The following is a 14715-nucleotide window of genomic DNA, read 5'->3' as shown; positions in this document are numbered from 1 at the left end:
GGTGTCGATTGGAGAGCGAAGTTGCCAGTTGCTATTCCACAACGAGGCCGCGAAAATCTTCTTCAGCTTCCGGAAATTGCGGATCAAGATCTTCCAGCACCCGTTTCAACAACTGACTGATTACCAAATTTCGGTACCACTTTTTGTCAGACGGAATGATGTACCACGGGGAATGCTCAGAGTTGCACTTCGACAACGCAGCCTCATAAGCCTGCTGGTACTCGGACCACAGCTTTCGCTCTTTCAAATCGCCCGGGTTGAACTTCCAGTGCTTCTCAGTGACATCAATCCTCTCCTGCAATCGCTCTCGTTGCGTCTCTTTTGAGATGTGCAGGAAGCACTTCACAATCGTCGTGCCTGTCGACGAAAGCAATTTCTCAAAGTCATTGATCTGCTCATATCGTTCGCTCCAAACGCTTTCTGGCACCAACGAATGAACGCGGACCACCAAAACATCTTCGTAGTGCGAACGGTTGAAAATTCCAATGTTGCCTTTTCGTGGCACAGCCTTGTGGCAACGCCAGAGAAAGTCGTGGTCCAATTCGATTTCGGATGGACGTTTGAAAGAGGTCACTTGGCAGCTTGTCGGGTTCATGCCTCGCATCACCCAACGAATCGTGCCGTCTTTTCCTGCAGTATCCATTCCCTGCAGCACTAGCAAAATGCTGCGCCGATTTTCGGCGTACAGTCGCTTTGCCATCTCCGCCATCTCGACCGCGTTGAGCCCAATTCGCTTGTGGGCGGCCTTCTTGCCGAAACCAATGTCTTCCGGCGGTCCGCTGGAGAAATCCTTTAGCTTTATCGATTCGCCATGTTTGAAAGTGTGCGGTAGGGCAATGTCGAATCGTGACATGGTGGGCTCGCAATAGTGAAGGTGTCCGAACAGAAACATCAATAGTGGCGGCTTCTTTCTGCCGAGTCAACTGGAACGCAGTCGAGCGACTGGTTTCCTCCTATTCGTTGCCAGATCGCTGTCGGAAAACGCAACAGACCATTGCCTCCGCGGTCCGACTTCGAATCAGTTGAGAAGTCATCGACCCGTCGTTTGTCCACACCGAAACTGCACGGCAGTTGGGCGCCATTGAGCGATACTCCCGGTCAGCAAGGTCTTAGTCGAAGTTAGATTCGTGGTTATTCCTGACCGAAATCTGTCTGCGAAGGAACTGGAGTCCCATCCCCAAGGCATAACCGACGATAGCTCCGGCGGTCAGTAAAAAACCGTCGTGAGGCTGATGGAAAACGGCCAGATATGCGAACGGAATGGTTAAGAAAATGGTGTAGGCAACAACGACGCCGAAGGCGTTCAAGTTTGAATGCCGCGAACTGCTTTTTGGTAGTTTACGATTCACCCAGAATGCAATGGCGAAACATCCGACCGGAAAGCTGAACACAAGACCGCCGTAGATACCACGCAGTGCTTTCCAGGTTGACGCGAAGGTGATGTCATTCGCCCAGACCTGAACTTCATACGAAGCACTCAGGCAAGCAAAACCAAAAACCGGAATAGAAACTAGAAGGCACAGGCCTCCAACACGAAAGAGTGTTTCAAAAAATGATTTCATTTAAGTACAGTTGGGTGCCTGCGTTGTCTGGACTACGCCCGCGTAAACCGAGGCGTCAAATGGGGATGAGTTGGTACGATTGGTCGTCGACCGGTGTGTTTCGTCTGCATCAGTCAGTTGCTGGGCTTACTCGTTGACCGGTTCAAGCCAAATTATGAATGGGCGAGGGTTATCGGCGGAAACTTTAGAGTGAAACCAAAGCCGGATTCGTCATTCTCTCCGGCCTCTGCGATAGTACCACTGATTCGGAGGCATCAAAAGCCTCGACCCTGACATGTTGCTTCTGGACCGAAACGCTCAAAGTCGTTCCCGGAATACCGCTCGGCAATAACCAGCCAGCAAGGTCTCTCTTCGTCGGTTAAACGAATTGCTATTCGCCGATCTTGAATCGCAAGTATTGCTTCCACGTAATTCGAGTCTCTTTTTCGTCCGCGCCGCACGTGACGATCAGCATCGTCGATGATTCGGGGGTGTTCACGAAGATGGTATGAAAAGGAAATGGGCGTCCGTCAGATTCGTCGTTGATTGTGACAGACCTGCCTACTTCGGGGGCAGTGCCCAGTTTGTCTTCAGCTTTAGGATCACGCTTGAGCAATGTTCGGTAAAACTGAACAACATCGTCGACAGAGTCTTCCGTTATCATTGTGGATGATAGCACAACCGATGGTGCGGTGCGCATTCCACTGGCGTCAGTAGTAGCGGCATCTGTCATATTTGAAACGCTGAGTTTGGAGCCGGAATATTGCCATTTGACGATGGTGCCTATCAAAGCCACCGGTTCGTCTTTTTGGGCAACAATCGTTGAAGCACCAACGCAGAAAGCCAATATGAGGATGGGGGGCTGCGAATCGCATGTATTAATCCTCCGAGTGAGTTTATGGCTTCAACAACCATGAATGGAATGAAACGCTTGTCTCTTGTATCAAAGATGGATACCGGCCGCGTTGATTGAGTCGGGACGAGAGATTGTCAATTTCCAAGTCACGAGTGTCCTGATTTGAGTGCAGGACATTGCTATTCAAGGTGTTCAATGCAATCTCGCCAGCAACGGTATTCGCCCATTGTAGCATCTTGAATTGATCGGACGAATTCACCTTTCTGTTCGTCAAACAACTTGGCTCCCAAGTTTTCGCAACTTTGAGAATGGCCGCGAGTGCCCATGTGTTCCCATTTGTTTTTACGCGTCTTGGGTCCGCGATCTCCATGTTGTCGAGGATTTGAAATCGTGATATCGCGTCGGATAAACTGGTGGCCTGTGACCGTCACGCGGCGTGCCAGCCGCGAAGTTATCTCCGCTTCGGTTCAACGCTTTGTTATCCAGACAGTCGATTGATCTCCTTTGCATCGTAACGAATTGTGCGGCGGAAGTCGAGCATTCCAATATCCGATCACAGCGGATCGTCGTTTGCCGGATGTCGCCATCCTGTATCCCAGATGATTCGACATTTTTCGCATACGAACACAATTGGCTCTCATGGCTGAAACTCGTTGACTTCGAGTTTTGAACCGCAGTTATCGCAACTTGTGACTTGAAACGACCGCAGTGTCGGGATGACAATACATCCAAGCAACGCGAATATCGCAAGCGGGATCGCTATGGATTCGAAGAGATGCCAAGTACACGCTGTGATGATCAATATCACGATCACGGACGCCACACTGACTAAGTTGCGACGCCGAACGTTTGGCATGTCTCGTCTTTGGTAACTGAGCATGTGCTTAGTCTGGATAACGCCCGCGTTAACCGAGCGGACCGAGAAATGTAAATTAGTGAAATCGGAGTCGGATACAATGGGAGGTCACGACCATCCGACGATGGAATGGCCGAAGAATATACGCCGCTTCGGTTCAACGCATTGTTATCCTGCGTCTGGCCGCATTCTTTCGCGATCTGTCAAGCGTGCTGCCAGATGGTCCGTGATTTCAGGAAAGAGTTTTTTCAGTTGTTGAGCAGTTGCTGCTGAGAAGGAGCCGAAATTCGAGCGTATTGACGACGCAGGGTTGTTCTCGAACTGCAAAAGCGTTTCAAAATCTGAAAGGGCGTCTCTATATGACGATGGTAAGCAGTTCCAGAAGTTTTCGCGTTCGGAGTCGCCTTAGCGACATTTAATTACATCGAGCTCGAAGTGGACCGCAACGCCTTCTTCAAGTCGGTTTGCGTTCCCTGCTCTGGGATTAAGTGTGTATCGTTTCATGCGCGATGTTTGAGATCAGTGTAGGAGGGTATTGCGTTGCATTCGGTCCGACAACCAAGGTGATTGATTTTCCGTCGATGACCATATCAGGACCACTCGGATCTTGCATGATCGTGTTTACAGAATAGCACGCCTCGCGAATCCCGAATTTGCGCTCCGCGTCACTGATGAGATCGTGATAGGCGTCCCAAGCAATCGCTTCAAGTTTGGAGGGCAGGCTTTTCAAAGTGCTATTGAGCTGGATAACGCCCGCGTTAACCAAGGCGTCGGAAAGTGTTGAAGTTGTGAAATCAGTCGTCGGATACAATGGGAGCCTGCGACCATCCGGCGACAAGCCAACTGGGACGGCCTCTCCGCTTCGGTTCAACGCATTGTTATCCTGCGCTTTCGCTGCAGGTCCCACCCTTTCGCATCCGCTCAGTTTCAGCCCTGCTTAGCCAGATTATGGCAAACGACGCAGAGAATGCAATTGTGGAGCCAAGTGCATAGCCAATGAACCATAGAGAGAAGCTTCCCTGTTCTTTTGGTGCCACAAAGGAAAACACGACGGAAGTCAGTAAAACGGTAAAAAGCCAGGCTTGGATAATTGAAAATCGGTTTCGCTTCACAACCTGCCATTGGATCGCAACAATTGCAAATTCCGGAAGCAGAAGAAACCATCCAAAAAATGCAAGCAACGGGGCAGCAAGTATCGTCAGTGGACCGCCAGTAACGCCGGCAAGTACCGCGCTGCCGATAAAATGAGCGATCAACGTGACGACGGCAATTGATCCAATGTCTTGAATTCGTTTCATAAAGAGGCTCAGAAGCGTTCGCCTTAAGCTGGATAACGCTCGCGTTAACCGAGGCGTCGAAAAGTGATCAGTTAGTGAAAAGTTGTCGCCGGATACAATGGGAGGTACGACCATCCGACGACTAGCCAACCCTAGCGATCAGGCCGCTTCGGTTCAACGCTTTGTTATCCGCGATTGCCGTCCCCGGCGTTCCTTAATTCTAGCGACCTGACCCAGCGAAGTCGAGCATGATGTCTGCATGATCCAAGCATGACGCCCACATCACACGAGCATTGCAGAGTGAGCGAAACCAACAAATCAGGATTGATTTCGGCGTTGGCGTGGCCAATGCGTGCTGATTCGCCGCCCTGCTGCCGTCGACAACGAGCCGTTTCGCGATCAATGCGGCGGTCCGTCAGCATGGCATCGCGCTGGACGAGCATGACCCGCGATGGCCGAGCATGGTCCGCGCTGGTCGAGCAAGATAGCCTCCGCAGGATAACGTCCGCGTTAACCGAGCGGACCAAGTAATGTGAATTAGTGAAACTGGAGTCGGATACAATGGGAGCCTGCGACCATCCGGCGACAAGCCAACCACGAAGACCTCTCCGCTTCGGTTCAACGCATTGTTATCCAGACAGCGGGGTGATTTGCATTTCGCTATTCTACAAGTTTAACGTGGTTTGTCGAACTGTCTGCCGCAGCCTTCGTTTGCCAAATCTTACACATGTGAAGTTTTGAGGCGTTGGCAGCGAGCACGGCAGCGCCCGGCAACAGGCCCAGCAGAAACCCTGACAAAGAAAAAATCGATATCAATACGGTTGTTTTTAACGCAAAACCGATTGGGCCATCTTCATCATACAGTTGACCTTGAACGGTTTCGTTCATGAATACGATCGTGGCGGCATTAAGCAAAATCGCTATCGCAGGCCAAATCGCGCCTGCGCAAGCAGCACAAACCACCGGTCGTTGATCCTTGGCCAAACCGATGCAACTCCAATAGAAACTAAAGAGCAGCCAAGTATAGACGAAGTTTCCCGCAGTTGGCGACGTAGCCAAGCATGCGATTAGCGCGAGATTCACCGTCAAACCAAACAACCATTTGAGGCTAACATTTTTCACTGTGACCTCGGTCTGGATAACGTCCGCGTTAACCGAGACGCGGCGAAAAGGTATGTAGTGAGTGTAGCGGATGATACAATGCGAGGCACGAGCATCATCCGCGGAACGATGTTGGCACAGCGGAAAACGCGGCTTCGGTTCAACGCTTTGTTATCCGGCGAATAGCGTTCCGAGCTCGGTTTCGATCGAGGACGCGTTGCCGGTGAGTTTGCATTGTTGCTCGCCATCGAAGGAAATGCAAACACAGCATCTGCACGTCGGCGCGACGATCATTGATTCGTTTTGAGCGTTCAGTTTCTCAGGCGGTGAAACGACAAAATGCACGTCGTAGCGCGTTTCCGCATGTCGACGCAACGATCGTTGAACTGGTTTGAGTTGTCAATCCGTTTTGTCCAAGCCAAACAGAATGCACGTCGGCGCGCGTTCGAGTTTGACGAACTACCAAAACACTTTCGATCGAGTGCGACTTCGAGCGTGCAAGGTCTACACTCAAGCCACCATCTACGAAGCCAATTCGCTAAAGCTTCCGCAGGATAACGCCTGCGTTAACCGAGGCGTCGAAAAGTGATGAAGTTGTGAAAACGGTCGTCGGATATAATGGGAGGTCACGACCATCCGACGACTAAGCCAACCCTAGCGAAATGGACGCTTCGGTTCAACGCCTTGTTATCCAGCGTGCCACGTTCGGGTCTATATTCTAGCATTAAAGACGATGGGAAGGCAAACCTACGCGGGAGCGGTCGCACTGGATGTCCGCGCGGGCGGAGGAGTACGGATACCGAAGCGAGGTCACGAGCAAGGATTCCGTGCGACGGAGCGACTGCATGATGACCAAGGGAGTTGAGTGAAGCAACTGTACGGCGGCACAACGACCGCAATTCAGCTTCAATCGTGATTGGTGTAATGTTCGTTTGCGACGTTCTGTTGCGGAACGGATGTTCAGAAGTTGAAACTTTCAAATGCCCGAAAATGTTCGGACTTGATTTCCCTCACGCAGCTCGCGATGCCCACGCTGGATAGCATCCGCGTTAACCGAGCGGACCTGAAAATGTAAATTAGTGAAACTGGAGCCGGATACAATGGGAGCCTGCGACCATCCGGCGACAAACCAGCCACGAAGCCATCCCCGCTTCGGTTCAACGCTTTGTTATACCGCGTTTTGTCGTTTCCGATCCGGTTGGCCGGCACCACAAACCGTCCGCATTATCACCTCGACGACCAAGTACCCAATTGGAAACCAAAATAGCCCGCCAGTCAAATATCCCTCAACGCCGATTGAGCCGGGGTGTTCGTTCAAGAATTGCACAGAGAAAACATACCAGCCACACAGACACAAAGTCGGTGCCAAAGCAGCAAATAGCCATCGTGTCCACGACCTGATATGGAAAGCCGAAGTGACCAAATGCACGACACACGAAATTCCGATGATAAGAGAAGCAAATCGGAAAGGCCACAGTTGATCACCGACATGTGGAACAAGGGCAATTGCGAGGCAGATCGCTATCAAGGTGGTGAATGCGATCAGATACCTGCTTGTCAATTGCATGGACGACTCAGCGGTATAACGTCCGCGTTAACCGAGCGGACCAAGAAATGTAAATTAGTGAAACTGGAGTCGGGTATAATGGGAGCCTGCGACCATCCGGCGACAAAACGACCGCGAAGGCCTCTCCGCTTCGGTTCAACGCCTTGTTATCCAGACAGCGGGGTGAATTGCATCCCAATGCTAGCCAAGTGAAACTATCGAAGTTTGGTCCGCTATTCAAGTCTGAGCGGCCCATCTTCTTTGATCAATTCAAGCAATATTTCGTTGACATCCAGTATTTCCTGCGCAGGAAAGTCAATTTGAATTTCGGCCGCTTGAACAGTTCCTTCTCCGTGGATGGTGATTTTCTCTAAATGCGATAGAGACTTCAAGTCTGCAGACAGTGAGTGGTAGTCGGTTCTTGAGATCATCGTAGATGTCACGCAATGCATCAAGTTTTTTGAGAGAGTATTGTCGACTTCACTGAGTCGAGCCGTATATCCATTGCCGAAGCCCACGGCGCCGCCAAAGTCGCTAATACGTTTCACAGCATGCTGCTGAACCGTTGCACGACGAGCCAGAATCCCAAATAAAACTGCAACGACTGTCACAAATAGCAAGAATGTTCTGACGCTATATCGCATAGAAGTCAGTCTGGATAACGCCGGTGATCACCGAGTCGCCGGAGTGATCATTGCTTCAAAACACGCGCCGTCGGCGACTTCGGTGCATCACATTGTTATCACGCGATTACGAGACGTCCCAATAGTCTGGATTCGCCAGCGTTTCTTCCATCAGCGATTCAGACAAATGAGGCAAGTCAGGTAGATCATGTGATCGGTAAAGTCCATCAAATTTTATCGGGCCATGATTGGCAGGGAAGACGCGTCCATCGAAAAAGACGTATCGTTCACCGTCACGAATCGTGTCCGCAATGGGTTGAACCAGTTTTAGCCAGTCGTCCGGCGTTGCCAGTAGCGTATTCTCGACCATTTCACCGGATTGGGAAATGTGTTTTTGTTTCCGCGGTGTCTGTTTGCGTGCGAGTTGTTCGAGAGTGCCGCGAATGTAGGTGCATTTGGCGAACATGAAGGCGCGCGAGCATTTGGCGCACGACCAAAGCCAGCCAGTGCCATCGGTCGGGAATGTCTCTTTGTTGTGCCAAGTAGCATCAACAACGCCAGTTCGGCAATCACACCACCACGAACCATCGGGATCGTCAGCGACCAACCAAAGTGATTTTGAGAACCATCCCATCGCGTTCCATTAGCGTGATAACGCCCGCGTTAACCGAGACGCGGGAGAAAGGTATGTAGTGAGTGGAGCGGATGATACAATGCGAGGCACGAGCATCATCCGCGGAACGATGTTCGCACAGCGGAAAACGCGGCTTCGGTTCAACGCTTTGTTATCCCGCGTTTGGATGATTTGCATTTTCGAATTCTACCGGTTTGAACCTGCGAAGTCGAGCATGTCAAACGCTAGCCGGTCAGGCCAGCGGGTCCTAGCGACTGATCTGCACCAAGATCAATCTCAACGTCGTGCCCGCCAAATATCCGTTCGGGCACGTAGAAATACAACGTAAGTTCCCCCAGATGATGATGGTAGCCAAGTGAAGCCAATTCCATTTCATTTGCCAATTTGTGCGGCGCGAGATGATCCGCTTGATATTGATATCGCGCAACATCTTTTGCTGCTTTTCTCGCTATGCTTTTCAGCCTTCTCTCAGCAAGCCGCAAAATGAAGAGTAAGTCTTCACGTTCGTCCTCGACATCGGAAATGCCGCCAAGCGGCACTGTTTGACCGCGAATCTGCACTTTGCACGACCAGAGTTTTGTAAACCTACTGCGTTCAAATTCTGTTTGACTGGGTAGATTAACAGGCATGAGTGATTAGCGGGATAACGTCCGCGTTAACCGAGCGGACCTAAAAATGTAAATTAGTGAAAATGGAGCCGGATACAATGGGAGGTACGACCATCCGGCGACTAGCCAACCACGAAGACCTCTCCGCTTCGGTTCAACGTATTGTTATCCAGCAACCGGGTGATTCCCTTCACAATTCTATCGGCTTGAATCAGCGAAGTCGAGTATGTCCGGTTGTCACGGAGCTTGAAGATACTCGATCAACTTCCCATTGTCATCGATCGTTAATGCCAATCCGAGACCTGGCGTGAGTGGGCGCGGACTGACATTAAGTTGCCAATTGCCATCGATTCGCGCCACCAAGATTACAGAGTCGTCGACGTTCCACGATTCTCGTTGTTGTATCGCCGATTTTGCAATTTCGATCATTCGAGCCGCGTCATCCGTGTCGACGCCTGCCTGGATCCGAATAGATGGAGTTGGTTGCATTAGCGACGCAATGTGCACAACCACCACGGTGGCGAAAACTGAGGCGGTAACAGTAAGAAGCAATGCTTTGAGGCTGAATCGATTCATCTCCTAGTGTTTCCGATCGTGTCGGCGCGCCCGAACTCTAGCGGGATAACGCCCGCGTTAACCGAGCGGACCTAAAGGTGTTAGTTTGCCGGAAACTGTCGTCGGATACAATGGGAGGTCACGACCATCCGACGACCGGAAAGCCGAGGAATATACGCCGCTTCGGTTCAACGCATTGTTATCCAGACGGCCGATTGACTCTCTGTTCAAATTCTAGCAGTTTGGACCTGACTCGTCGAGTTTGCCGCCGCGCGTTGGGTGAATTACTGTTTTAGGTTGGACGGCAAATCAAGGCAAATGAAGATCCCCGCCAAGAGCGCAATGTTGAGTGAAGCGCATGTGGCTATCAGTGCACAAACATTACGGGATGTTCGTTGCTTTGTGCAAATTTCGTCGCGCAGCGAGTAGGTCGCCGGCAATGAAATCACAAGCGCTATCATTGCGATAGACAATCCAAGGTTGAGAGCAAACCGAGAATGAAGTTGGATCCCAATCGCACTAACCAGAACTAGAATCGAGATCATCGAGTACTTCATTGCGCTCTGGCGTTTAGTCTGGACAACGTCCGCGTTAACCGAGCGGACCTGAAAACGTAAATTAGTGAAAATGGAGTCGGATACAATGGGAGCCTGCGACCATCCGGCGACGTGCCAACCACGAAGCCATCTCCGCTTCGGTTCAACGTTTTGTTATCCTGCAACGGGCCGGGGCCGTGCTCCAATTCTAACGAGTCGGCCAATCGAAGTCGAGCATGTTCTGCCGCATGATTCGAGCATGTCGACCGCGTGTCGGAGCGAACTTGGCCAAACCAAAGTGCTGCGATCGGATTCGTACTGCAGGTGCTTGCTGCCATTGTGTCCGCAACCGCCTTCGAGCATGTACGTTGCAATGGCCGCATGCCTTTGCGCTGCTGACCGCAATTCGTTGCATGCCACCAGCATGTCGGCGCGCGATAGCTCCGCAGGATAACGGCAACGTTCACCGGGCCGCGGCGAAAGACTTGCAAGCAGAAAAAGCCGCGCGGCCCGCGGCTCCGTGTGCAACGTATTGTTATCACGCCGTTGGGTTAGCGTCTAGTTTTCCACTGCGGTATTCATTGACGAATTCTTCAAGTTCATCTGAATTGATCAAGGTTGAAATATCTGAAATGTCCCCGATGTTAAGTGTCATTGGATTGCCGGGGCCATCCTCCATGGCGAATCGCCATTCCGATTGGTAGCGAAATGGTTCGGTTTTTGCAAACAGCCCAACATCACCAATGTAATTGGCTGGAACATATGTTACTAAGTCTGCCTTAATTGATCTGTTTGTTTTCCGAGCCGCGTCGGCTAGGCGATTGATGAATTCATCAGGATTAGTCATGATCAATGCGGCGTCGCCAAATTCAGTCACGCGTAGATCAATTGGATCAGATTCTGGGTCGCGATGAATCGCGTACATGCAGAACAGGTTGTTTTTCTCTGGTTCCGCTGTTCGTGTCTGCAGAGCCCACGAGGTGACATTGGCGGGAATGATTTCGCCTGACGGCGTACGCAATTCGGCATGCATGCCGTTCGCCATATGGTCAACGCCATCAAGGTTGTCGCCTCGAAGGCCGCCGTCTTCGATTCCCCAGAACACGTTCAAGGTGTTCATGAAAACGTCGCCATTTTTCTGCAGCGCGACCATGTGTTCGCGACGTCCAATTTTGCAAAGAGTTCCCATGTCGATCCTTCAAAGATTAGGCGTGATAACGTCCGCGTTAACCGAGCGGACCTGGAAATTCGAATTAGTGAAACTGGAGTCGGATAAAATGGGAGCTTGCGACCATCCGGCGACAAGCCAACCGGGGAACGTAGGACGCTTCGGTTCAACGCTTTGTTATCCAGACAGCCGATTGATTTATTTTCCATATCCTAGCGACTCGGCCGAACGAGGTCGAGTGTTCCACGGGCAGGCTGCCCTTAGGTTGGGTCCCAAGTTGCAAAAACGACTTTGCCATCAGTGTTCACATATATCACAAGGTTGCGAGGAGGGAATCCCATGAAATAGTGCCAGTATTGACCCGATTCCCGCACACCCGCGAGTTTCTCGTTCCAGGCTGGTGGTGACACTGCGTCGAACACGTTCGGTTGTTCGCCCATTACTTCTTCAACTTGGGTACGGTCAAATCCGGGCTTGATGTCACGAATTGCATTGAGCAGCTTGACGCCACCCGAGTTGGAAACGTACAGAATGGCTGTATAGCCAAGCAGGAAAATAAAAGCAAGAAGAGATAGAATTCGCGATGGATTCATTGCATGTCACGAGTATGTCGGCATCGTGCACCCAGTCTGGATAACGCCCACGTTAACCGAGGCGTCGAATAGGTTTGAATTCGTGAAAACGGTCGTCGGGTATAATGGGAGGTACGACCACCCGACGACTTGGCCAACCCTAGCGATATGGACGCTTCGGTTCAACGTTTTGTTATCCAGACCTTTCGGGCCTAGTGGTTAACGCCCTCAATTTGATGCGATATTTCGTCTCCATTATCGATCGCCATTTCGGATCGACGCATTCATCAAGTCCATAGTTCGCAAGCTCGTCATCGCAACATTCGGTATAGACAACAAACCCTTTGTTCAAGCGACTGTCATTCCAGCCTCTTGAATTTAGTTTTCGACAGACCGACGCAATGACACGACCCATGCCATCGATATACTCCTGTTCGCCTTCGGCGTCATCCTGTATCTGATACCATTCAGTCACCAGTGACAGCAGTTCTGCTGAATCAATACTGACGGGTGAACGATCAACGTGATCTGCCCATGAAAATAGCCGCCTAAATTGTGCCGAACAATCTGATTCTTGAGTTCGAATTCGTTTGATATCATCTGCGTCAAGAGTCCACAAGCTCATCGCCCAGTCGATTCTGTCTTCTAACTCAAACCCCCAGCCAAAATGCGGGCAAATAGCAGCATATAAAGTGCGATCACGTGATACCTTGGCGAGAGCCCGAGGAATCTCGGCACAATACAACTTTTCGAATTGCTTTAGTCTAGGGTTCATTCAGTCGGTGTGGGTCTGGATAACGCCCGCGTTAACCGAGCGGACTGAGAAATGTGAATTAGTGAAAACTGGAGCCGGATACAATGGGAGCCTGCGACCATCCGGCGACAAGCCAACCACGCAGCCAACTCCGCTTCGGTTCAACGCATTGTTATCCAGCAGCCGGATGATTCGCCTGTCAATTCTATCGGTTTGATCTGGCCATGTCGTGATTTGTTTCGCTATTTCTCAAACGTTTCGTGGCGAGTTCCATCTTCTTTCAATTTCGGCAGCACGGATTCAATCTTGCCGCCTAAAGCCGAAAACAGTTTTGACACACGGTCAACCCGCGAATCAGGTTGGACGAAATAGGAGTCAACGCGAACATTTGAAAATTCATTTAAGAGTTGTTTCAACTGCAAAGTTGTAGCGTGCCGCGTAGAAATCGAAAGCTCTAATTCGTTGGTTTCCGAATCGGCGGCAATCATCAGATTTTGATCCAACCATTCGTAATCTGGATCGGCGCCACGAAGTGGTCGAGGGCGGTCGTGGTCAGCGATCTTCCCAACCACGGAACGAAGTATCGCGCGCCCCTTTAGCTTCTTGGCCCGCTCTTCAGCAGAAAGGGAGCTGTAAACACCTTTCTTCAGCACACCGTTTATTAGGACATCCACATCCTCTGGCGGGCTTCGATCGGCCAATCTCAATACCGCAGTACGTTCGTACGTAAAATAGAAGCTCAACCCGGCTGCAAAAGCTACCATTGCAAAGAGTGCGCGAAGAGTAAATGTCCAAGACATCGAAATACGGCGGGGCATCTACGGCAGTCCTTATTTCTGTTTCGTTTTCATCATCGCCACAACCCGAGCTGGATAACGTCCGCGTTAACCGAGACGCGGCAGAAAGGTGTGCAGTGAGTGGAGCGGATGGTAAAATGCGAGGCACGAGCAACCATCCGCGGAACGATGTTGGCTCAGCGTAAAACGCGGCTTCGGTTCAACGCTTTGTTATCCGGCGAATAGCGTTACGAGCTCGGTTTCGATCGGGGACGCATTGCCGGTGAGTTTGCATTATTGCTCGCCATCGAAGGAAATGCAAACACAGCATTTGCACGTCGGCGCGACGATCATTGAATCGTTTTGAGCGTTCAGTTTCTCTGACGGTAAAACGGCAAAATGCACGTCGTAGCGCGTTGCCGCATGTCGACGCTACGATCGTTGAACTGGTTTGAGTTGCCAATCCGTTTTGTCCAAGCCAAACAGAATGCACGTCGGCGCGCGTTCGAGTTTGACGAACTACCAAAACGCTTTCGATCGAGTGCGACTTCGAACGTGCAAGGTCTACACTCAAGCCACCATCTGCGAAGCCAATTCGATAAAGCTTCCGCAGGATAACGCCCGCGTTAACCGAGCGGACCTGAAAATGTGAATTAGTAAAAATGGAGCCGGATACAAAGGGAGGCACGACCATCCGGCGATTTGCCAACCACGACGGCCTCTCCGCTTCGGTTCAACGCTTTGTTTTCCTGCAATGGGCCGGGGCCATGTTCCAATTCTAACGAGTCGACCAATCGAAGTCGAGCATGTTTTGCCGCATGATTCGGGCATGCCGACCGTATTCGACCAATCAAAGTACTGCGATCGAATTCGTGCTGCAGCTGCTTGCTGCCATTGTGTCCGCAACTGCATTCGAGCATGTCCGTCGCAATGGCCGCATGCCTTTGCGCTACTGACCGCAATTCGTTGCATGCCACGAGCATGTCGGCGCGCGATAGCTCCGCAGGATAACGTTTGCGTTAACCGAGACGCATGTGAAAGGTAAGCAGTGAGTGTAGCGGATGATAGAATGCGAGGCACGAGCATCATCCGCGTAACGGCGTTGGCGGAGCGTAAAATGCGGCTTCGGTTCAACGCTTTGTTATCCGGCGGTTGGCGTTACGATGTCGGTTTGGATCGAGGACGCATCGCCGATTTATTTTGCATTATTGCCTGCCATGGAAGCAAATGCAAACCCGGAATCTGCACGTCGGCGCGACGATCATTCAGTTGGTTGGAACGCCGTGACTTCTATTTGCCCAATCCCGCAGAA

The 14715-nt window shown here is 51.1% G+C and carries 13 protein-coding genes; all 13 read right to left on the bottom strand.

Annotation, left to right across the window (positions count from 1 at the left end; translation table 11 throughout):
- Window positions 1-31: 31 nt before the first annotated feature.
- Entirely contained in the window at window positions 32-853 is an 822-nt protein-coding gene (locus MFFC18_RS12150; RefSeq protein WP_075084559.1) for a polyphosphate kinase 2 family protein, read from the bottom strand.
- A gap of 256 nt (window positions 854-1109) precedes the next feature.
- Window positions 1110-1562, bottom strand: coding sequence for a hypothetical protein (locus tag MFFC18_RS12145; RefSeq protein ID WP_075084505.1), 453 nt, complete (start codon window positions 1560-1562; stop codon window positions 1110-1112).
- Window positions 1563-1932: 370 nt separating this feature from the next.
- Entirely contained in the window at window positions 1933-2388 is a 456-nt protein-coding gene (locus MFFC18_RS12140; RefSeq protein ID WP_084417114.1) for a hypothetical protein, read from the bottom strand.
- A 1349-nt stretch (window positions 2389-3737) separates the two neighbouring features.
- Window positions 3738-4124, bottom strand: a complete 387-nt coding sequence (locus MFFC18_RS12135; RefSeq protein ID WP_148618842.1) for a hypothetical protein — start codon at window positions 4122-4124, stop codon at window positions 3738-3740.
- A 7-nt stretch (window positions 4125-4131) separates the two neighbouring features.
- Window positions 4132-4551 carry a hypothetical protein gene (locus MFFC18_RS12130; protein WP_148618841.1) on the bottom strand — a complete coding sequence of 140 codons (420 nt, stop codon included), beginning with the start codon at window positions 4549-4551 and terminating at the stop codon, window positions 4132-4134.
- 639 nt (window positions 4552-5190) lie between these two features.
- Window positions 5191-5514: a hypothetical protein gene (locus MFFC18_RS12125; RefSeq protein WP_075082679.1), complete on the bottom strand. Its 324-nt coding sequence runs from the start codon at window positions 5512-5514 to the stop codon at window positions 5191-5193.
- Window positions 5515-7410: 1896 nt separating this feature from the next.
- Window positions 7411-7821, bottom strand: a complete 411-nt coding sequence (locus MFFC18_RS12120) for a hypothetical protein (protein WP_148618840.1) — start codon at window positions 7819-7821, stop codon at window positions 7411-7413.
- 106 nt (window positions 7822-7927) lie between these two features.
- On the bottom strand, window positions 7928-8266 hold the full coding sequence (locus MFFC18_RS12115; protein ID WP_148618839.1) for a hypothetical protein: 339 nt from the start codon (window positions 8264-8266) through the stop codon (window positions 7928-7930).
- Between the two features lie 392 nt (window positions 8267-8658).
- Window positions 8659-9063: a hypothetical protein gene (locus MFFC18_RS12110; protein ID WP_148618838.1), complete on the bottom strand. Its 405-nt coding sequence runs from the start codon at window positions 9061-9063 to the stop codon at window positions 8659-8661.
- Between the two features lie 1608 nt (window positions 9064-10671).
- A complete protein-coding gene (locus MFFC18_RS12105; RefSeq protein WP_148618837.1) occupies window positions 10672-11178 on the bottom strand; it encodes a hypothetical protein in 507 nt (168 codons plus the stop codon).
- Between the two features lie 383 nt (window positions 11179-11561).
- Window positions 11562-11894, bottom strand: coding sequence for a hypothetical protein (locus tag MFFC18_RS12100; RefSeq protein WP_075082670.1), 333 nt, complete (start codon window positions 11892-11894; stop codon window positions 11562-11564).
- A 172-nt stretch (window positions 11895-12066) separates the two neighbouring features.
- Window positions 12067-12648, bottom strand: coding sequence for a hypothetical protein (locus MFFC18_RS12095; RefSeq protein ID WP_148618836.1), 582 nt, complete (start codon window positions 12646-12648; stop codon window positions 12067-12069).
- 221 nt (window positions 12649-12869) lie between these two features.
- Window positions 12870-13445: a hypothetical protein gene (locus MFFC18_RS12090; RefSeq protein ID WP_148618835.1), complete on the bottom strand. Its 576-nt coding sequence runs from the start codon at window positions 13443-13445 to the stop codon at window positions 12870-12872.
- Between the last annotated feature and the right edge of the window lie 1270 nt (window positions 13446-14715).

This window comes from Mariniblastus fucicola (genome assembly GCF_008087665.1).
Classification (GTDB): domain Bacteria; phylum Planctomycetota; class Planctomycetia; order Pirellulales; family Pirellulaceae; genus Mariniblastus; species Mariniblastus fucicola.
Note: the sequence above shows the minus strand (reverse complement) of the source record. Positions and strands in the feature narration are given on the sequence as shown.

Excerpts from the sequence above, each read along its gene's own strand:
- MFFC18_RS12145 (WP_075084505.1), bottom strand. The coding sequence starts at position 1,562 with ATGAAATCATTTTTTGAAACACTCTTTCGTGTTGGAGGCCTGTGCCTT.
- MFFC18_RS12110 (WP_148618838.1), bottom strand. The coding sequence starts at position 9,063 with ATGCCTGTTAATCTACCCAGTCAAACAGAATTTGAACGCAGTAGGTTT.
- MFFC18_RS12090 (WP_148618835.1), bottom strand. The coding sequence starts at position 13,445 with ATGCCCCGCCGTATTTCGATGTCTTGGACATTTACTCTTCGCGCACTC.
- MFFC18_RS12095 (WP_148618836.1), bottom strand. The coding sequence starts at position 12,648 with ATGAACCCTAGACTAAAGCAATTCGAAAAGTTGTATTGTGCCGAGATT.
- MFFC18_RS12150 (WP_075084559.1), bottom strand. The coding sequence starts at position 853 with ATGTCACGATTCGACATTGCCCTACCGCACACTTTCAAACATGGCGAA.
- MFFC18_RS12115 (WP_148618839.1), bottom strand. The coding sequence starts at position 8,266 with ATGTTCGCCAAATGCACCTACATTCGCGGCACTCTCGAACAACTCGCA.
- MFFC18_RS12120 (WP_148618840.1), bottom strand. The coding sequence starts at position 7,821 with ATGCGATATAGCGTCAGAACATTCTTGCTATTTGTGACAGTCGTTGCA.
- MFFC18_RS12130 (WP_148618841.1), bottom strand. The coding sequence starts at position 4,551 with ATGAAACGAATTCAAGACATTGGATCAATTGCCGTCGTCACGTTGATC.
- MFFC18_RS12105 (WP_148618837.1), bottom strand. The coding sequence starts at position 11,178 with ATGGCGAACGGCATGCATGCCGAATTGCGTACGCCGTCAGGCGAAATC.
- MFFC18_RS12100 (WP_075082670.1), bottom strand. The coding sequence starts at position 11,894 with ATGAATCCATCGCGAATTCTATCTCTTCTTGCTTTTATTTTCCTGCTT.